This is a genomic window from Cuspidothrix issatschenkoi CHARLIE-1, assembly GCF_002934005.1.
Classification (GTDB): domain Bacteria; phylum Cyanobacteriota; class Cyanobacteriia; order Cyanobacteriales; family Nostocaceae; genus Cuspidothrix; species Cuspidothrix issatschenkoi.
Window position 1 is genome coordinate 32,840 of the sequence record NZ_PGEM01000033.1, and the last position, 19,605, is coordinate 52,444.

General features: G+C 38.9%; 15 protein-coding genes. 9 read left to right on the top strand and 6 right to left on the bottom strand.

The window, feature by feature from the left end; translation table 11 throughout:
• Window positions 1-117: 117 nt before the first annotated feature.
• Window positions 118-318 (top strand): hypothetical protein, encoded by a 201-nt coding sequence (locus tag CUN59_RS05650; RefSeq protein WP_104386918.1) that lies wholly within the window; start codon window positions 118-120, stop codon window positions 316-318.
• A 187-nt stretch (window positions 319-505) separates the two neighbouring features.
• On the opposite strand, the gene CUN59_RS05655 is transcribed toward CUN59_RS05650, so the two are convergent.
• Window positions 506-1,051 carry a leucine-rich repeat domain-containing protein gene (locus tag CUN59_RS05655; protein ID WP_104386919.1) on the bottom strand — a complete coding sequence of 182 codons (546 nt, stop codon included), beginning with the start codon at window positions 1,049-1,051 and terminating at the stop codon, window positions 506-508.
• Window positions 1,052-1,630: 579 nt separating this feature from the next.
• Between CUN59_RS05655 and fabG the strand changes: the two genes are divergently transcribed.
• Window positions 1,631-2,371 carry a 3-oxoacyl-[acyl-carrier-protein] reductase gene (gene fabG, locus CUN59_RS05660; protein WP_104386933.1) on the top strand — a complete coding sequence of 247 codons (741 nt, stop codon included), beginning with the start codon at window positions 1,631-1,633 and terminating at the stop codon, window positions 2,369-2,371.
• Between the two features lie 26 nt (window positions 2,372-2,397).
• On the opposite strand, the gene CUN59_RS05665 is transcribed toward fabG, so the two are convergent.
• Window positions 2,398-3,480, bottom strand: coding sequence for an MraY family glycosyltransferase (locus tag CUN59_RS05665; RefSeq protein ID WP_104386920.1), 1,083 nt, complete (start codon window positions 3,478-3,480; stop codon window positions 2,398-2,400).
• 164 nt (window positions 3,481-3,644) lie between these two features.
• Here CUN59_RS05665 and groL point away from each other — a divergent pair, with 164 nt between their 5' ends.
• The 3 genes from groL (at window position 3,645) to CUN59_RS05685 (ending at window position 8,817) form a co-directional block, all read left to right on the top strand.
• The gene (groL, locus tag CUN59_RS05670; protein WP_104386921.1) at window positions 3,645-5,351 is read left to right on the top strand and encodes a chaperonin GroEL; all 1,707 of its coding nucleotides are present in this window, start codon (window positions 3,645-3,647) and stop codon (window positions 5,349-5,351) included.
• A gap of 400 nt (window positions 5,352-5,751) precedes the next feature.
• Window positions 5,752-7,224, top strand: a complete 1,473-nt coding sequence (locus CUN59_RS05675) for a TldD/PmbA family protein (RefSeq protein WP_104386922.1) — start codon at window positions 5,752-5,754, stop codon at window positions 7,222-7,224.
• A 252-nt stretch (window positions 7,225-7,476) separates the two neighbouring features.
• Window positions 7,477-8,817, top strand: a complete 1,341-nt coding sequence (locus tag CUN59_RS05685) for a TldD/PmbA family protein (RefSeq protein ID WP_104386923.1) — start codon at window positions 7,477-7,479, stop codon at window positions 8,815-8,817.
• 103 nt (window positions 8,818-8,920) lie between these two features.
• Here CUN59_RS05685 and CUN59_RS05690 read toward each other — a convergent pair whose 3' ends face one another.
• The 4 genes from CUN59_RS05690 to CUN59_RS05705 form a co-directional block, all read right to left on the bottom strand.
• Window positions 8,921-9,709, bottom strand: a complete 789-nt coding sequence (locus CUN59_RS05690; protein ID WP_104386924.1) for an ABC transporter permease — start codon at window positions 9,707-9,709, stop codon at window positions 8,921-8,923.
• Window positions 9,710-9,714: 5 nt separating this feature from the next.
• Complete coding sequence (locus CUN59_RS05695) at window positions 9,715-10,698, bottom strand: ABC transporter ATP-binding protein (RefSeq protein WP_104386925.1); 984 nt, start codon at window positions 10,696-10,698, stop codon at window positions 9,715-9,717.
• Window positions 10,699-11,163: 465 nt separating this feature from the next.
• Entirely contained in the window at window positions 11,164-12,792 is a 1,629-nt protein-coding gene (locus tag CUN59_RS05700) for an ABC1 kinase family protein (protein ID WP_104386926.1), read from the bottom strand.
• A gap of 244 nt (window positions 12,793-13,036) precedes the next feature.
• Window positions 13,037-14,101 (bottom strand): mannose-1-phosphate guanylyltransferase, encoded by a 1,065-nt coding sequence (locus CUN59_RS05705; RefSeq protein WP_104386927.1) that lies wholly within the window; start codon window positions 14,099-14,101, stop codon window positions 13,037-13,039.
• Window positions 14,102-14,527: 426 nt separating this feature from the next.
• Between CUN59_RS05705 and CUN59_RS05710 the strand changes: the two genes are divergently transcribed.
• The 4 genes from CUN59_RS05710 (at window position 14,528) to CUN59_RS05725 (ending at window position 19,562) form a co-directional block, all read left to right on the top strand.
• Window positions 14,528-16,033 carry an LCP family protein gene (locus CUN59_RS05710; RefSeq protein WP_104386928.1) on the top strand — a complete coding sequence of 502 codons (1,506 nt, stop codon included), beginning with the start codon at window positions 14,528-14,530 and terminating at the stop codon, window positions 16,031-16,033.
• Between the two features lie 363 nt (window positions 16,034-16,396).
• Window positions 16,397-16,903 carry a pentapeptide repeat-containing protein gene (locus CUN59_RS05715; RefSeq protein ID WP_104386929.1) on the top strand — a complete coding sequence of 169 codons (507 nt, stop codon included), beginning with the start codon at window positions 16,397-16,399 and terminating at the stop codon, window positions 16,901-16,903.
• A 255-nt stretch (window positions 16,904-17,158) separates the two neighbouring features.
• Window positions 17,159-17,680, top strand: coding sequence for a COP23 domain-containing protein (locus tag CUN59_RS05720; RefSeq protein WP_104386930.1), 522 nt, complete (start codon window positions 17,159-17,161; stop codon window positions 17,678-17,680).
• Window positions 17,681-18,386: 706 nt separating this feature from the next.
• Window positions 18,387-19,562, top strand: a complete 1,176-nt coding sequence (locus CUN59_RS05725; protein WP_104386931.1) for a tetratricopeptide repeat-containing S1 family peptidase — start codon at window positions 18,387-18,389, stop codon at window positions 19,560-19,562.
• The last annotated feature ends 43 nt before the right edge of the window (window positions 19,563-19,605 follow it).

The following is a 19,605-nucleotide window of genomic DNA, read 5'->3' on the forward strand; positions in this document are numbered from 1 at the left end:
TTAACACTTCTTCAAGAACTCGGAAGTCTGATCAAAAATTACATTAAGTTTAAGAAAAATCATTACCTGCAAATGAAGTGATAATTTAGATAATTAGTTGCCCAAAGAGGCACATATATGAAAAGCTTTCGGTTTTCCCCTGGTAAAAGTAAACACAATAAATTTTTCCGCTTGGCCACATCTGCAATAGCGGCCTTGGCAATATGCAGCAAAACCCATCCAGAATCAAGAATACCTACACCTCCACCTCTTCCTAATCCTGTAGTTCCTAAACCTGAATCTACTAATCACAATACTCAGAATGTAGGTTTAAGTTAAGCTTTGGCAACTCCAAGTCGCAGTTATATAAACAAAGTCCGCACTTCGACAAGGCTTTGGCGTGAGATCGGTCCAAGTCTTGCCGAAGTTGGCAATAATTCTGGGTTGAAAATGTCCTGATTACAGGTTTGAGCGATTAGTATTACAGGTCGCTACAGCATGATGAATGTTCCTGATCAGTTCCTGATTAAACGTAATCAATTTCTCTTGTAGAATCAGTACAGGAACGCAAACGAGTGATATTGAGTCCGGGATAACTATCCAGAGTGAGTTCTAAACCCTTGGTTACAACTTGTTTCTGAAGTTGCTCTTGTAAATAAAGCAAAATTACTCTAGTTCCTTGTCTTAAAATCTCAGATGGCATTAAACTTAGACTATTACCTTTTAAGTAAAGATTTTTAAGTTTTCTCAATCTACCGATTTCAGGTGGCAGTGACTCTAAGTAATTATTGCTGAGGTCTAAGGTCTCTAAATTAGTGAGTTCTCCAATTTCGCTAGGTAAATATCTAAGTTGATTGTTGCTAACGACTAATATTCTCAAGTTAACCAACTGCCCAATTTCAGTAGGTAATATTTTTAATCTATTTTCCCCAATATCTAGTTTTGTTAGAGGATGTTCTAAAATCTTATGAATATTTTTTTGAAGATTTGGACTAGTTAGCTGTAAATCTTCAAGGTCTAATTCAGTTCCTTGCTTTTTTACAATTCTACCAAAAAAATTATTGTTGATCATAAATTTATTTCTCTATTTTAGTACCTTCGCCAATTTACGAAGGTAAGTTGATAAAGCCTTAACTAATAACTCGCTGTTCTCTAAAGCAAAACAATAAGTCCTAAAAATTCCCTGAAGGTTTCTCACCAGGTATTTTTTAGCCTATTGATTGTTGTATAGAGGTTTTGAGAGTGTAGTCTCTTGTAAAGTAACACTGATTTATGAGTTGTTTTGGACAAATTGACAAAATTTTTGTCGGCTCTCAATTTAGCAAAGTTCTTGTTAAATAAAGTACTTCCCTCTGTTATAAGGTGCAATAGTAACAATTACTAAATCAGTTTTTTAAATGTTGAAGATTGATGAAGTCAAAAGCAACTGAGATGATGGTATCAACCATTTTGATTGTAGTTGGTGAAAAATTACGTAAAAAAGATTTGAGTTGTGACCATCATAACTGTTTCTTATAACCATAAACTTTGTTCAAGTTATCTCCTCACCAAATTATTTATGACTTACGCACGAAGTAATCAAGGTGGTTTGCGTAAGTCCTGTTATTCTAAGATAATTAACGCGGTATCTCCAGAAATTGAGGAAAATGAGATGAGTTTATTAAAAGATCAGGTTGCAATTGTCACAGGTGCATCACGGGGAATTGGTAGAGCGATCGCTTTACAACTAGCATCCCAAGGTGCGAAAGTAGTTGTTAACTACGCTAGTTCTAGCACCGCAGCAGACGAAGTAGTAGCAGAAATTACAGCAAACGGGGGAGAAGCCATTGCCCTCCAAGCAGATGTTTCTCAATCAGCACAAGTAGATACACTGATAAATACCACCTTAGAAAAATTCCAGCGAGTGGATATTTTAGTGAACAATGCAGGTATTACTCGTGATACTCTCTTATTAAGAATGAAGTTAGAAGAATGGCAAGCAGTTATAGACCTTAACTTGACGGGTGTATTTTTATGCACAAAAGCCGTCAGTAAAATTATGCTCAAACAACGTTCCGGGCGGATTATTAATATCGCTTCCGTTGCGGGACAAATGGGCAACCCAGGGCAAGCCAATTACAGTGCTGCCAAAGCTGGGGTAATTGGCTTTACCAAAACCGTCGCCAAAGAATTTGCTTCCCGTGGTATCACTGTCAATGCCGTTGCCCCTGGTTTTATTACTACCGACATGACCAGCGATATCAAAGCCGAAGGCATCCTGCAATATATCCCATTAGGGCGTTTTGGCCAACCAGAAGAAATTGCTGGCATGGTGCGCTTTTTAGCATCAGATCCCGCCGCAGCCTACATTACGGGTCAAGTCTTTAACGTGGATGGCGGTATGGTGATGTAATTTGTCAATTGTCAGTTGTCAATTAATCACCGATTATTCAATATTCTTTGCCAAACGGTAAAGCCCAATAGCAAGATAATACTTGTGGCAGAAGTCAACATCACTGGTAAACTCATACCCTGTACTTTCATCGCCAGTAAATTACAGCCCAGGGTAATTGACCACAAGATAAAAGTCGCATTACGTTGAGAAAGTCCCCAGGCCAACAAGCGGTGGTGTAAATGGTCTTTACCCGGTGTACTCAAAGGGTTTTTTCCTGCCATCAATCGGCGGACAAACACTTGAGTAGTATCAATAACTGGCAACAGCAAAAATAAAACTGTGGGAATCAGCGCGTAAACTGTATTTTGTTGGAGTTTACCTAAGATGCTGGTTGCTGCTAACACATAACCAAAAAAGTATGCTCCAGCATCACCCATAATAATGTGTGAGGGGTGAAAATTGTGGCGTAAAAAGCCCAATGCTGCCCCGCCCAAAGCCGCTAAAACTAAAGTAGCCGCAGCCCGATTATCAAACTGGGCAGAAACTCCCAACAAACTCATGGCCGTAATAAAACTGATCCCACCAGCCAAACCATCCATTCCATCCATGAGATTAATAGCATTAGTGATTCCCACCACCCAGAGGACAGTTAACCCCATTGACAAAAGAGAATCAATGGGTGTACCAAAGGCGACTTTAATGCTAATACCATTACCAACAAGTAACAGTGCCGTCGTTACCTGCGCCCATAGCCGCACAGAAGGCGGTAAACCAAATTGATCATCAATAAAGCCAACCAAAACCAAGATTGAACCACCCAGAAGAATGGTGAGAACCTGAGCTAAAACCCCTTGTAGTTCAATTGGCCGCAAGAGACTAGCCAAGACCAAAGCCGCAATTACTCCAGCGTAGATAGCCAAACCTCCGGCATTGGGTAAAGGTTCTTGATTGAGTCTGCGGGCATTGGGTTGATCTGCCCAACCTACTTCCAAGGCAAATTTGCGAATTGTGGGAATTAAACGCCAGGTAACAGCTAAAGCTAATAGAAACGTAAATAATACAGCTAACCAGCCGGTGCCGCTAGGGTCAGCAATGCCAAGGGATTTAAGGGAGTTTTCTAAGTTCATCTGCTCCCAATCTCATCATTAGTTTTATGGTCAAACATAACTATCAACTGTTAATATTAATCAATTTTGGGATTTTGACTATTGATCTAAATTGGGAAAAAGGGTTAGCACTCTTTGCGAGTGAGTGCTAAATTGTCTAATGGAAGTATATAGAGAAATCAAACATGGCAAAAGTTATTGCATTTAATGAAGAATCACGGCGTGCTTTAGAAAAGGGTATTAATGCCCTAGCGGATGCGGTAAAAATCACTCTAGGTCCCAAAGGTCGGAACGTTCTATTAGAGAAAAAATTTGGTATTCCCCAAATTGTGAACGATGGTATCACTGTAGCCAAAGAAATTGAATTAGAAGACCCTTTAGAAAATACTGGCGCTAGACTGATTCAAGAAGTAGCATCAAAAACCAAGGATATAGCTGGGGATGGAACTACTACTGCCACAGTTTTAGCACAAGCCCTGATTAAGGAAGGTTTAAAGAATGTAGCTGCTGGTACAAATCCCATAGCTTTAAAACGGGGTATTGATAAAACCGTAGAGGTGTTGGTAGCAGAAATTGCCAAAATTGCTAAACCCGTAGAAGGAAGCGCCATCGCTCAAGTTGCCACAGTTTCCTCTGGTAATGATCCTGAAGTTGGCAATATGCTGGCATTAGCCATGGAGAAAGTGACTAAAGATGGTGTAATAACTGTTGAAGAATCTAAATCCTTGACAACTGAATTAGAAGTAGTTGAAGGGATGCAGATTGATAGAGGTTATATTTCTCCCTACTTCATCACTAACAACGACCGGATGACAGTAGAGTTTGAAAATGCTCGCATCTTAATCACTGATAAAAAAATCAGTTCCATCCAAGATTTAGTCCCCATTTTGGAAAAAGTTGCCCGTTTAGGTCAACCCTTACTAATTATTGCTGAAGATGTAGACGGCGATGCCTTAGCAACATTGGTTGTTAACAAAGCCCGTGGTGTCTTGAATGTAGCTGCTATTAAAGCTCCTAGTTTTGGCGATCGCCGCAAAGCCATGTTAGAAGATATTGCCATTCTCACCGATGGACAATTGATTTCTGAAGAAATTGGCCTCACCTTGGATACAGCTACTGTAGAAATGTTGGGAACAGCCCAAAAAATCAACATTGATAAAGAATGTACCACCATTGTTGCTGGCAGTTCTGTAAAACCAGAAATCCAAAAACGCATTGCTCAAATTCGGAAACAGTTAGAAGAAACTGATTCCGATTATGATAGTGAAAAACTACAAGAACGCATTGCTAAATTAGCTGGTGGTGTTGCTGTGATTAAAGTCGGTGCAGCGACAGAAACCGAACTAAAAGACAGAAAACTGCGAATTGAAGATGCACTCAACGCTACCAAAGCAGCAGTAGAAGAAGGCATTGTTCCCGGTGGTGGTACAACCTTGATTCATCTATCTAGTAAGATAGAAGCTTTTAAAAACACCCTCATAGGTGAAGAAAAAATTGCCGCCGATATTCTCCAAAAAGCTTTAGAAGCACCCCTACGTCAAATTGCAGAAAACGCTGGGGTAGAAGGTGCTGTCATTGTCGCCAGAGTGCGAGAAACTGACCTAAATGTCGGCTACAACGCTGCTACAGGGGAATTTGAAGACTTAATTGCGGCTGGTATTATTGATCCGGCCAAAGTAGTTCGTTCCGCCTTACAAAATGCTGCTTCTATCGCTGGTATGGTATTAACCACCGAAGCCATCATTGCTGAAAAGCCTGAGAAAAAAGCACCTGGTGGTGATGCTGGCATGGGCGGCATGGGCGGTATGGGTGGTATGGGTGGTATGGGTGGTATGGGTGGTATGGGCGGCATGGGCGGCATGGGCGGCATGGGCGGCATGGGTATGTTCTAATTTGCCACTTTCCCACAACCATCATTGATCACAATTAATTGAAAATACTCACTCCTAATATTTTTAGGGGTGGGTTTTTAGTTTGAGTTTACTACCCACCTTCCTCGGTGTCATAATCGGTGATTATGGATAACGCCGCCCTCCGCTATCGCATTTTTGAATACCTTAGAGCTTGATTTTTTTGCCTGCGATCGCTACCTTATTAATTTTGCTTGACTATCTTGGCCTTAAACAAGCTAAAACACAAAAAAAATATATTCTCTCCGGTTTTTAAAAGACAATATGGCGGAAAACCCTACAGCCTAACTGCCAACAACAGCTTTCACAGATTTGTTAGACTGAACACACCAGGTTTTCTTTCAGTCACATCTGTAGATAACGCCAGCAGACGAGGCACTTCATGCTTACAAATACCCTACTTCTCTCGAATCAACTTCCTAACTTACAATATTCATCTACCACAGAACGCTTTGATGACACTTGGGAAGCTCCCCTGGCAACCCTTTTGGGACTAGGACGCGCTGCCGGGGCAGATTTTGTAGAATACTTCTTAGAACGCCGCAACTACATCAGTTGTTTAGCCGAAGAAGACACCATCACCAGCATTTCCCCTAGTTTAGCCACCGGTGCAGGAGTGCGAGTATTTCGCGGTAAAGCTGACTGCTATGTTAGCACCAATAACCTCACATTTGCCGGTCTAAAAGCTGCTTTAGAAAAAGCCCTTTCCATCCTAGGCTTACAACTACCCGGACCGACTGGTTTCATCCCCGAAATTAACCTAGAATTACTCAGAGACTACGCCACAAAACGCGGTAAAGACGGTTGGCTGCCCTTGTGCAGTTCTATCCGCGAAATGGGAGAAGTTCTCTTGGATGGTACAGCCCAACTTAACAAAAAAGCTACCCACGTCCAATCTCGCCGCGCTTCCTACTTCCGTGATTGGCAAGAAGTATTAGTTGCTGCCAGTGACGGCACATTTGCCCGTGATATCCGCCTTACTCAGTCCGTTGGGTTTAACCTGCTTTGTGCTGACGGTGCTAACCGTGCCTCCATTGGCGAACGTGCTGGCAACACCAGTGATCCTAACTTCCTCAAAACCTGGGATTATAACCAAGCCTCCGAACAAATCGCCGAATCTGCGGGTAAAATGCTTTACGCAGATTATGTAGAATCAGGAACTTACCCCATTATCATGGCCAATCATTTTGGGGGTGTAATTTTCCATGAAGCTTGCGGACACCTTTTAGAAACCACCCAAATTGAACGCCAAACTACACCATTTGCGGATAAAAAAGGTGAAAAAATCGCCCATGAAAGTTTAACAGCTTGGGATGAAGGAAGGGCTGATAATGCCTTTGGCACAATTGATATGGATGACGAAGGAATGCCCGCCCAAAGAACATTATTAATTGAAAAAGGTATACTCAAAAACTTCCTCGCTGATAGAACCGGTTCAGTGCGGACAGGACACCCCAGAACAGGCAGTGGCCGCCGTCAAAATTACACTTTTGCCGCCGCCAGTCGGATGCGAAATACATATATTGATTGTGGAGAACACACCACGGAAGACCTATTTGCCTCCGTTGATAAAGGTATTTACTGTAAGAAAATGGGTGGCGGCAGTGTCGGTGCAACAGGACAATTTAACTTTAGCGTTGACGAAGCTTATTTAATAGAAAATGGCAAAATTACTAAACCATTAAAAGGTGCTACCCTCATCGGTGAAGCTAAAGAAATCATGAATAAGATATCCCTATGTTCCCAAGATTTAGAACTAGCTCCCGGCTTTTGTGGTTCGGTAAGTGGCAGTATTTACACCACAGTTGGACAACCCCATATTAAGGTTGATTCTATTACTGTTGGCGGCAGATAATTTTAGATTTTGGATTTTGGATTTTGGATTGTGAATGAGCAACAGTTTAAAACTAGAACAAAACCACTTGCATTAAGAGTTATTCGCCTAGTTGAGTCCTTACCAATGAAATTCTAGCTATGACTGTGGCTTCAATTAAAACTCTCCGACAAAAACCAAAATCATAACATCCAAACTCCAAAATCTAATTTCTCAGAATCTAATTTATCTAATTCTTTATCAAATCTAAAATCTAAAATCCAAAATTGAATCATGTCTAACATTCAAGAAATCGCCACCTACGCCCAAGAAAATGCCGCCAAACTTGGCATTAAAAAATTCGATATTTACGGCTCAACTGTAGATGATACCAGCGTTCAAGTTGACCAAGGTGAACCCAAACAAGTCAAAGCTTCCAATCGTTCTGGGGTAACAGTTCGGGTTTGGAATGAAGAAAATACAATGGGTGTTACCAGCACCACAGATGTAGATCCCAAAGGATTAGAATTAGCATTAAAAACAGCTTACGAAGCCAGTTTTTTTGGTGTGAAAGAAAATATTCCTGATTTTAGTCCAGAAGCAACTATTCCTATCCCTAATAAACACCAAGAAAAAGCCCTGCAAGCACCTGTTTCTGAACTAATAGAAAAATTATTAGTAGCAGAAAAAGAATTAATGGCCAGTCATTCTGCTATTACCAGCGTGCCTTACAATGGTTTAGCACAAAGGGATATTGACAGATTTTATCTCAATAGTGCAGGGGCTTTAAGAACTGAATCCCATTCTTTGGCTTCTATTTATTTGTACAGCAAAACTGAAGAAGAAGGTAAAAAACCTCGCAGTGCTGGTGCTTATCGAGTTAAGGAAAGTGTAGCTGATTTAGATATTGCTGGTTGCATTAAAGAAACTGCCGAGAAAACTATCAGTCATTTGCATTATGAAAAAATCAAAACTGGTAAATATCAAGTAGTTTTCTCTCCTGAAGCTTTTTTAAGTTTATTGGGGGCTTTTTCTAATTTATTTAACGCCCAAAATATTCTGGATAATCAAAGTTTATCGAAAGCTGATGATATTGGTAAAGAAATTGCTTCACCTTTACTTTCAGTTTATGATGATGCTTTACACCCTGCTAATATTGGGGCAGAAAGTTTTGATGGTGAAGGTACACCAACCCGCCAAATTAAGTTAATAGAAAAGGGCATTTTAACCAGTTTTTTGCATAGCGCGGGAACTGCTAAAAGATTAAATGCTCAACCCACAGGTAATGCTAGTATTGGCGCGAAAGTTAGTGTCAGTCCTAATTTTTATCATGTTTTTGCAGCAGGAACTCCTGAGCAAGAATTGAGTTTAGCAACTGCGGAAAATGTAATTTTAATTGATGATTTACAAGCTCTTCATGCGGGTGTTAAGGCTTTACAAGGTTCTTTTTCCTTGCCTTTTGATGGTTGGTTAGTGAATAAAGGTGAGAAAACCAGTATTGAGTCGGCAACGGTAGCCGGTGATTTCTTGGAACTTTTGAAATCAATTGTTTATGTGGAGAAAGAAGTGGAGTTAACACCGGGAGGTGTTGCTCCCAGAGTTTGGGTGAGTGAACTTTCTATTACTGGAGATTAATCTCTTTTTTACCTTGTGCGTCTGCGGCTTAATAGTAATTTATTGAACCACAGAGGCACAGAGGACACGGAGATAGAAAAGAAATAACTATTTGATAAATTATTTAAGCCCCCATACCTGAATAGTGCTTTAAACCTATACGCCATAATAGACGATTTGCACCTAAAAATATGAAAAACCAACCTAACATTGATAAAAATCCTCTGGTTAAATCTACTGGGAGTCCTACTAAAATACTAGCTGGAAAATTAATTATGTAGGGAAAAGGTGTTAACATAACTATGTTTCTTACAGGTTCGGGAAACATCTCTAATGGTGCAATTAAACCTGATAAAAATAGAAAAAATAATAACCATAAATTTTCTAAAGCTGCTGCTCTTTCTGTCCAAAATGCAAACATAGCTATGGTATATTGCATGATAAATCTTAAAGCAAAACCCATCATTGCTGCTAATGTAAATAGTAATACATTCCCTATATCCGGCAACCATATTGCTTGGGGATAAAGAACAAAAAATAATATTGATACAATTAATACAAAAGGAATTCTAGCTAATCTTTCGCCAACATGGTTAGCAATATGATGCCATATAGGATCTATAGGCTGTAATAATTTTGGTGAAAGTTTACCTTCTATGACTTCTTTCTCAAAGTCATAAATTACCCAAACAATGGTAATTTGTCTAGCTATAAAAACAGCAAAAAAATATCGCGCAAAATCTATAGATTTAAAAGCAAATTTACCACTGGCTGCGGCTTCTACCCAAATCCCCATCATGATAATTGGCAAAGATCCCGATAAAACCCAGAATAATAATTCCGATCTGTATTCTAGCATATAGGCATAGTATACAGATAGTAATGTGGAGATTTTTTTTAAATGTTTTTTCATAGTTATTAATTGTTAAATCCTTTTTGAAAAACTCTGCCAATTACCTCTTCTACTGGTGGTTCTTGAACTGTTAAATCTACTACGTCTAAGTTAGCTAAAATTTCCGAAACAGTCCTTGTCATTGCTTCTTGTTGAACAATAAATCTCACTGATCTTCCTTCTAACATTTGCACATCACCATAGGATATCAGTTTTTCTAGTCCTAATGGTTGCGCTAACTCGATGTAAATTTCTCGATAGGGAGCAAAAGTTTCTAATAATCCATTTAACTTCCCATCATACATGAGTTGTCCTTGATGAATTAATAATACTCTTTCACATAAAGCGGTAATATCTGCCATGTAATGACTTGTTAATAATATGGTTGCTTGATATAGCTGATTATATTCCTTTAAAAAATCCCTTACTCCTACTTGAGCATTAACATCTAATCCTAAAGTTGGTTCATCGAGAAATAAGACTTGGGGACGGTGCAAAAGCGCGGCTAAAAGTTCTGCTTTCATCCGTTCACCTAATGATAATTTTCGCACGGGTTGGGTTAATTTACCTGCTAAAGATAGCATTTCTGTTAATTCTCCCACGCGACGCTGAAATTCTCTATCAGAAAGATTATAAACTGCGGCGTTAATTCTTAAAGAATCTAGGGCGGGTAAATCCCAAATTAATTGCTGTTTTTGTCCCATGACTAAAGTAATTTTTTGTAAAAATGCTTCTTGACGCTTAAAGGGAGTAAATCCAGCTACTTTGACTGTACCACCAGAAGGATGTATTAAGCCTGTGAGCATTTTTAAAGTTGTGGTTTTACCTGCACCATTGGGTCCTAAAAAACCGACCATTTCCCCAGGTTCAATGGTAAAAGAAACATCTTGAACTGCGGTAATATTGCGATAAGTGCGGCGGAAAAAATGGGCAATTGTTCCTGCTAAACCAGGATCTTTAATGGCTACTGAATAGGATTTACTGAGGTTTTCTGCAATAATAATTGACATAAAAAGTTTATTTCCTTCTAGCTGATAACTTTGATATTCTGTTCTTTACTTAGAATCGCACAGATGGCGATTAGAAAGGATCTCTCCAGGAGAATCATTACTCCCAGTAAGCTGTTACGCAGCTAGATCCAATAATCCTAATGTTGTTATTTCTTGTAGTGCGGTCATCTTGCCCGCAAGAATTATACAAATTAAATTCACAACAGCTTAGCCATAAACTGGCCATCATCAACCCATTACTAGCCTCAACAGATATGATAAGTGTTCAACCGGAAATGATTTAAGACTTCTCATTAATGTACCATCACATTGCCAAAAATTTGTAACATGATCCCAACCTGTAGTAGGGATAAATTATTTTCACTAAGTAGGTGAACCGGAAAATTTAAAGGTATGTGAAGAAAAGTAAAATCGCCCAAAACTCTCTTCGGTTTTAACGCCAACCTACTTAGATGTCTAATATAGTTATCTTAAACGCCCTGAGCGTAAAATATTGATAACTAACCATAATCCTAATAAACTAGCAGCAGTAAATAAAATAATACTAATAAATGATAGCTGTGATGTTTGTGCTTGACTAGAAATAATAGCAGCACCCATAATCAGTGAACCAACTAAAATACTAAATGAAAGACGGTTAGCGGCATCATCTAATGTGCGACGCATACCATCTAATCCATTTAATGATAAGTTCCACTGTAAGGTTTCTGAAGTGACCCGATCTAATAATAATTCAATTTGTCGGGGAGATTGTAAAGATAGACTTTTAATATCTAGGGCTGTACGTAATAGGGATCTGACCGGACTATCTCCCAATAATTGACGACGAAATAAATCTGTAATTAACGGTTTAACTTCATCTAATAAATTTACATTGGGATTAAAACTTCTGGCTACTCCTTCCAAATTTGCTAAGGTTTTAGCATATAAACCCATATTACTAGGTAATCTAATTTGATTATTTCTAGCAATTTGCAAAATTTCATAAATTACTTGACTAAAATTCATGTCTGTCAAACTAATATTATGATATTTTCGCAGCATACGATCATAATCATTTTCCAGTCTAGCTAAAATAATTGGTTGGGCAGAATCTGAAAGTTGCAAAGTTAATTGAGCGCATCTTTGGGCATCTAAATCAACAATTGCTAATAACATTTCTGTTAATATTTGTTGAGTGCGGGGATCAAGTCTACCCATCATCCCACAATCTAAAATGGCAATGCGACCATCTATTAAATAAAATAAATTACCAGGATGGGGATCAGCATGAAAGAAACCATCAATATATACTTGTTGAAAAAAGGCGCGAAATAGTAAAGTAGTAATTTCTTCGCGCTTATCGTCATCACGGCTCAAGTCTGCGGCTAGTAAGGGTACACCATCTAACCATTCCATAACTAGCACTTTTTCTGTAGTTAAATGCCAGTAAATTTCTGCTACTACTATCTTTTGGGGATCATACCACCGACTTTGGGATAAATTGCGGCGTAATTGATCTGTAAAACCTGCTTCCCTTGTAAAATCTAATTCAGCTTCTAAAGCTTTGGTAAACTCCTGTGCAATTGATTTAATATCAGCAGTTTGTCCAAATTCTGTCAGGGCGACTAAATCTGCAATCCCTTGAATTAAAGTGATATCTTGGGCGATAGTTTCATCAATTCCTGGACGTTGTACCTTGATAGCTACTTCTTGACCATCTATCAAAGTAGCGCGATGGGTTTGGGCAATTGATCCCGCCGCTACAGGACTATGATTAATAGTAGTGAAAGTTTCTTCCAGTGGAGTTTTTAGCTGTTTACGAATCAGGATTTCTACCTCTAACCAGGAAACTGGGGGAACTTCATCTTGAAGAGTTGATAGTTCCTCAATATAAGCAGCACTGAGTAAATCAGGACGGGTAGAAAGCAGTTGACCAAGTTTGACATAGACAGGTCCCAAATCTACCAAAATATTTTTTAACACAGCCGGGGGAGGTAGCTGGGGTTGATCGGCTTTACCACCAGTCAACAGTGTTCTCATATAGTCCCAACCATTGCGGAGGACTACTTCGATAATCTCACGTTGACGAGGAACTGTTTGGGTTAAGAACATTTTTGGTGATGGTTGACTGTTGACTGTTAATTATTGACAGGAAAGAGTTAATTTTTCCCCCTGCGTCCCTGCTCCCCTGCTCCCACTGGGGAAATATTGTGTTTTTGTTCAGCAATAATAAAGATTGTTTGCGATCGCCAAAAAAAGAGGCTCAAATCTACTAATTGACATATACTGTCACAAAATACTATCAATAGTCTAATGAAAAACAGGACTTTGAGCCATCTACCAAGGGTTTTAACTTTTACAACAAGTCTGTAAATCGCCCATCGTTTTGCAGGATTTTGAGGACCTGCTTAATTTCCTGGGTGCGGTCTTTTTTGACTACTAGGGTAACATTGCGATCGCGCACAATGACCACATCTTCTAATCCAATAGTAACAATCACATCATCAGGACTGGGGGCATAAACAATTGCTCCTTGAGTATCCAATCCTACATGAGTAGCAAGTTCTACATTAGGATTATCATCCTGCTTCAGTAACCGTTCAATAGCATTCCAATCGCCCAAATCATCCCACCCAAATGACACAGGCAAAACATAAGCTAGACTTGTTTTTTCCATCAACGCATAATCTATACTTTTCTTAGGTAATTGGGGATAAATATCAGGGCCTTGTGCTTCTAAAGGTTCAATAATTTCTGGTGCATGGGTGTGTAATTCTGCCAAAACAACACCTGCTCGAAACACGAATATACCACTATTCCAGCTAAACCGTCCCGTTGCTAAAAAAGTTTCTGCCGTTTCTCGGTCAGGCTTTTCCGTAAAACGGTTAACGTGATAGGCTGGCAAATCGTGAAAACTACCTATTTTTTCACCTTGCTCAATATAACCATAACCAGTTGATGGGAAATTAGGTTTTATCCCCAAGGTAACAATCGCGGCTTTATTAGTCGCTAATTCAGTAGCAGCAGCCAAGGTTTCTGCAAATATATCTGGGTCAGCAATCCAGTGATCAGCAGGGAAAAAACCAATAATAGCATCTTCCCCGTAACGCTTTTTAATTTCTAAACTTGTCCAAGCAACAGCCGCCGCCGTATCTCGTCCCTGTGATTCAATCAGTAAATTTGACTCAGGTAAATCGGGAAGTTGTTCTCTTACCCCTTGAGCAATGGCACTAGAAGTGATCACCCACAGGTTTTCCCAACCGGCGACAAGTGTTAATAATCTGTCAGCAGTTGATTGTAGTAAGCTTCTTGAGCTACCATCAAGACTTAAAAACTGTTTGGGTCGGTCTAGTCGGCTCAAAGGCCAAAAACGTTCACCTTTACCACCTGCCAAAATCACAGGAAAAAATAAATTATTCATGTTCGCATACACACCTAATTCAAAACAATACAAGTGTACATTTATTTAATTTTAGATCGTCTTCATTGAAGCATTTTGGTAGAAAATATGTTGCAATCATTACATATTGAATCAAGCAATAGGAAATAGATTATAGCTTTACCAAAAAAATATCTCATTGGTGTTTCTTCAATCTAAAATTTCATAGTTAGTACAGCAGTTTCGAGGTAAATGAGGTACAGACTGAAGACCAAAACATAGTTTAGACCAGGCTGGGTTGTCAAATAGGAACTGTGTTTCACGTCCTGCCTCCGGTTGGTGAGCGTAGTCATTCGCAAAGCGTGGCGTTAGCCATACCACTGCCCTCTTCCTTCTGCTGTATTATCTTCCAGTATTTGTAGCTTGTATTAACATACCTTTAAGGAGTGGTTGAGTGGGGAGAAAATTGTGATTAAACAAATTCAATGCTCAGAAAATCAGGTAACACCTCAACAAGCAGCAACCTCAGAACCGGGGGTGATACAACCACCAGTTCAACAGTCAGAACATCAAGCAACACTGCCAAAAGTTCCAGTAGCCAATTCCCCAGTTAAACCAAAACCATCAGGCAAATCTTCCCTCAATGTGGTTGAATCCGTGGGTGCTATCCCTAACGAACTCTATGACCGTTTAGGCTTAACAGTTCCTCGCTGGTTATTATGGGTATTAACCGTTGTTTTAGGTATAATTTTATCTGGCTCGTTAGCATCTAGTTTGGCATTATGGACTCCTCTTTGGAGTAACCTAGACCAAGCAAAAGACGACGAATTTGCTACTAATAGACAAGATCAAGCTAAAGTCCCCGGAGATTTATGGACTAGGCTTTCTCAGTATAAACTATCAAGACCCATGAATATTTTAATTATGGGTATTGAGCCAGTTCCCGGTACTGTAGAAGGTTCACCGGAAAGTTTTGCTGGTAACAGCGACACCATGATGTTGGTTAGATTAAATCCTAGTGATAAATCTATTCGTGTCCTCTCAATTCCCAGAGGGACAATGATCGCCATCCCAGAACAGGGATTAACTAAGGTATCTGAAGCTAATGCTAAGGGTGGACCAGTTCTAGCTGCACGAGTGGTTAGCCGCAGTCTAAGTAACGCCCCCATAGATCGTTATATCCGTATTTCTACTAGCGGATTTCGGCAATTAGTTGATCAGTTGGGTGGGGTGGATGTGTTTGTACCCGAAACCATGAATTATCAAGATCAGTATGGTGGCTTATCCATCAATTTAGCGCCTGGTTGGCAAAATCTCAACGGTGAACAAGCCGAACAGTTTTCGCGCTTTCAGGAACAAGGGATAGGAGATTTACCCAGGGTTCAACGACAACAAATACTCATAACTTCTCTATTGCAACGTCTCAACAGTCCCACTGTTCTACCGAAGTTGCCCCAATTGACTCGCATTATGAGAAAGTATTTTGATACTAATCTCAAAATGGAGGAAATTATGGCCTTGGCTAATTTTTCCGTTAATGTAGAACGGGATAATTTCCAAATGGCTATGTTACCTGGTACTTTTAGTAAATTCAGTCAAGATCCCAATAGCTATTGGTTGAATATGACTGGCCAACAAAGCTTATTAAATGATTATGTTGGTGTAAATTTAGCTAGTCTTACATCAGATAATCGGCCAGTGTCTATTCGTAGAGTTGCTGTTCAAAATACGACTAATCAACCTCAGTTAACGGAAAAAGTAATTACCTATCTTAAGCGAAAAGGTTTTACTAATGTTTACCCCATTCCTGACTGGCCAGATACCCAACGTCAAACCCAGATTATTGTCCAAAATGGCAACCGACAACCGGGGATTGATTTGCGAGAGGTTTTAGGTTTAGGAGAAATTCAAGTTTCAGGCAATGGGGACTTAGAATCTGATCTCACTATTCGTATTGGTAAGGATTGGAAATAGGTGAGGTGATAAGATCCCCGACTTCTTTAATTGATTGTATTCGCAAAGGATAAATCTATCTGAGAAGTCGGAAATCTGGAAACAGGTGAGGTGATAAGATCCCCGACTTCTTTAATTGATTGTATTCGCAAAGGATAAGTCTATCTGAGAAGTCGGGGATCTGGAAACAGGTGAGGTGATAAGATCCCCGACTTCTTTAATTGATTGTATTCGCAAAGGATAAATCTGTCTGAGAAGTCGGGGATCTGGAAACAGGTGAGGTGATAAGATCCCCGACTTCTTTAATTGATTGTATTCGCAAAGGATAAATCTATCTGAGAAGTCGGGGATCTGGAAACAGATAGCCAACAATTAAACAAATTTATGAACAAAATTTTTTTAAACCTTTTCAGTTTGATATTAATTGTGATCGGAGTAGGATTTTTAGTAATTATCAATCCTCAATCAGTTTTAGCTCAAGCTAATGGTATTAATTACAATAATGCTAGTTTAGAAAATCAGGATTTTTCCTATAATAATTTAGTTGGTGGAACTTTTGTAGCGGCGGAAATGCGCGGTACAAATTTTCAAGGTGCGAATTTGACTAATGCAATTTTGACTAAAGGGGTGTTATTAAAAGCCAACTTAGAATCTGCTAATTTAAGCGATGCTTTAGTTGATCGTGTCACCCTAGATGGTGCGAATCTAAAAAACGCTATTTTCACCGCAGCAACTTTAACCCGTAGTCGCTTTTATGATGCGGATATCACCGGGGCTGATTTTACAGACGCAATTATTGATCGTTATCAAGTATCGCTACTATGTAAAAGGGCTGATGGTGTTAACCCGGTAACAGGTATTTCTACACGGGATAGTTTGGGTTGTAGATAGGATAGTTACAGCCATTTTCAGGTAAATAACCCCAACTTTAAACTTTTTTAAATCCTGGACATCTTGATTAAGATTATATAAAATAGCACATAAGTAGGTTAGCGTTAAAATTTGTCGTTGGGGCAAGGGAACGGGGAACGGGGAACGGGGAACACCGAAGAGAGTTTTGGGCGATTTTACTTTTCTTCACATACCTTTAAATTTTTCGGTTCACCTACTTAGTCTTATAAATTATCAGGAAAAAAATAGAAATATATGTCACGATTAACCCAAACCTTAATGTTGGCTTGTGTTACTGTTTTAACCAGTGTATTTACTAGCAATCAGTCTAGCTACGGCTATACTACAGGAACTAAATTCTCCTGTGAGAGAAGGGGTGGTGAATATTTTACCGTCGTCCGTACTGAAGATAGTAAAAAATATCCAGTGATGAAATTTGCATCTACGGATTTTCCGCGACCATACAATAAGATTAGAAATCGTTGTGAGGAAGTATCATCCAGATTTCAGCGTAGTTACGATAATGGGACATTGAAAAAAATTATTGTCGGTAGACTGAATAATCAACCTGTGGTTTGTGCTGTAAAAGATGTATTTGACACTTGCGATCGCAGCAACATATTATTTACTTTGATAGGCAAATCAAAAGGTCAAGATATTGCCAAGAGACTATTTAATATTGTGGAGAAAGATAGTCGCAAAGTTTTGACTGCTAATGGTTCAGACAATATCATGATTGATTTTGACAGATATTTGGAGAGTTTACCCAGCGAGTAAATACTTCATAAGCTGTTGTGCATTTAATTTGTATAATTCTAGGACTTACGCACGAGTTTGAGAGTTTTTTGCGTAAGTCCTAAATTTTTGTGGGCAAGATGCCCGCACTACAAGAAATAACAATATTAGGATTATTGGATCTAGCTGTGTAACAGCTTATTAGGCAACTTGATTAGACTGTACACCGTAGCCGGGGGGTAAATTATATGCAACTTTACAAAGAAATGGTATTATTTATCAGAATTAAGGTGATGTAAAAAGATCCCCGACTTCTGTGATCAATGTATCATTTAGACACAATAAGTCAAAGAAGTCGGGGATCTGGGTATGAAGGATTGCTATAACTGAATACCTACCTTTATTTATCCTATTTCTAGGATCACACTTTCATTGTTTTAGGTTACGTCACAAGAAGATTAGTTTAATATACTATTAGTCTTAATATGTTTCGCTTATGCACAAAAGATAGTTCTTCCTCATCAAAATCATGATAACAAGTTTTTTAGGAACTGTCAAGGGGGTGAAAAAAACTTTTCGCGCTCATTTCTTATGGTTATAAGTTTGAAAAATACCCACGAATAAACCCATCCTGTACATCCTGAAATCCTGGATATCCTGATTCAGACAAATAATAGATTAAAATAACACCAAATAAACCTATCCTGTACATCCTGTAATCCTGGACATCCTGATTCAGACAAACTATATGAATTACAAATATACTATCCCCACCTTATTTATTCTCACATCTATAGCTCTCACATCCCCAGCGAGAGGACAAATCTTGCCATGTCCTCAAGAAATTGATGACACAGCCCAAAACATCACTGTTTTGATTGAAAATAGAAATGGTGGTTCAGGAACTATCATCAAGCGTGATGGTAATACTTATACAGTTCTCACTTCCTTTCATAACGTTGCAGATAAAACTGTACAATATACCCTTGTCACTCCTGATGGCCAACGTTATCCAATAGATGTTAAAAATCTTAAACCTTTGGGAGGAAATATAGATTTAACTGTGGTGCAGTTTAATAGTAGTAAGAGTTATCAAGTGGCTAAAATAGGTGATTCTGATAACGCTAAACGTCGGGATAATGTTTATGCTGCTGGTTTTCCCGCTAAAACTGGTGTAATTAATGCTTATTTGTTTGAATGTCGAGATGGACAAATTAACGCTAATGCTACTCAAGTAACTATAGATGGTGGATATAATTTAATTTATAATAATAAAATTCTCAAGGGGATGAGTGGGGGACCGGTTTTAAATCAAAAGGGTGAGTTAATTGGCATTAATGGATTAATAGAGGAAAATAACCAAGGAAACACAGATAGATATGCTGCTGTTCCTATTAATACTTATATGCGAATTGCGGCGCGTCAGCCTATTAAACCCCAAGGAGGAGGTTTAAAGGCGGATGATTATTTTGCTTTGGCTAGTGATAGGTATGCTAAAGGGGATTATCAAGGGGCGATAGTAGCTTCTACAGAAGTTATTCGTCTTACTCCTAATAATGCAGATGCTTATATATATCGGGGAAATGCTAAATATGATTTAGGAGATAAGCAAGCTGCAATACAAGATTACAACCAAGCTATTAAGATTAATCCTAACTATGCCGGTGCCTACAACAACCGGGGAAATGCTAAATATGATTTAGGAGATAAGCAAGCTGCAATACAAGATTACAACCAAGCTATTAAGATTAATCCTAACTATGCCTATGCTTATCATGGAAGGGGAAATGCTAAATCTGATTTAGGAGATAAATCTCAGGCTATATCCGACTTTCAGCAAGCTGTGAAACTATATCAACAACAGGGAGGTAATGAAGAATGGTTAATAAAAGCCCAAGATAGAATTAGAGAATTACAACAATAATATTTTGTCAGAATCCTTAACGGGTGACAAGACGGTTGAAGAT

Coding starts and splice junctions, on each gene's coding strand:
- CUN59_RS05650 (WP_104386918.1), top strand. CDS start 118: ATGAAAAGCTTTCGGTTTTCCCCTGGTAAAAGTAAACACAATAAATTT.
- CUN59_RS05655 (WP_104386919.1), bottom strand. CDS start 1,051: ATGATCAACAATAATTTTTTTGGTAGAATTGTAAAAAAGCAAGGAACT.
- fabG (WP_104386933.1), top strand. CDS start 1,631: ATGAGTTTATTAAAAGATCAGGTTGCAATTGTCACAGGTGCATCACGG.
- CUN59_RS05665 (WP_104386920.1), bottom strand. CDS start 3,480: ATGAACTTAGAAAACTCCCTTAAATCCCTTGGCATTGCTGACCCTAGC.
- groL (WP_104386921.1), top strand. CDS start 3,645: ATGGCAAAAGTTATTGCATTTAATGAAGAATCACGGCGTGCTTTAGAA.
- CUN59_RS05675 (WP_104386922.1), top strand. CDS start 5,752: ATGCTTACAAATACCCTACTTCTCTCGAATCAACTTCCTAACTTACAA.
- CUN59_RS05685 (WP_104386923.1), top strand. CDS start 7,477: ATGTCTAACATTCAAGAAATCGCCACCTACGCCCAAGAAAATGCCGCC.
- CUN59_RS05690 (WP_104386924.1), bottom strand. CDS start 9,709: ATGAAAAAACATTTAAAAAAAATCTCCACATTACTATCTGTATACTAT.
- CUN59_RS05695 (WP_104386925.1), bottom strand. CDS start 10,698: ATGTCAATTATTATTGCAGAAAACCTCAGTAAATCCTATTCAGTAGCC.
- CUN59_RS05700 (WP_104386926.1), bottom strand. CDS start 12,792: ATGTTCTTAACCCAAACAGTTCCTCGTCAACGTGAGATTATCGAAGTA.
- CUN59_RS05705 (WP_104386927.1), bottom strand. CDS start 14,101: ATGAATAATTTATTTTTTCCTGTGATTTTGGCAGGTGGTAAAGGTGAA.
- CUN59_RS05715 (WP_104386929.1), top strand. CDS start 16,397: ATGAACAAAATTTTTTTAAACCTTTTCAGTTTGATATTAATTGTGATC.
- CUN59_RS05720 (WP_104386930.1), top strand. CDS start 17,159: ATGTCACGATTAACCCAAACCTTAATGTTGGCTTGTGTTACTGTTTTA.
- CUN59_RS05725 (WP_104386931.1), top strand. CDS start 18,387: ATGAATTACAAATATACTATCCCCACCTTATTTATTCTCACATCTATA.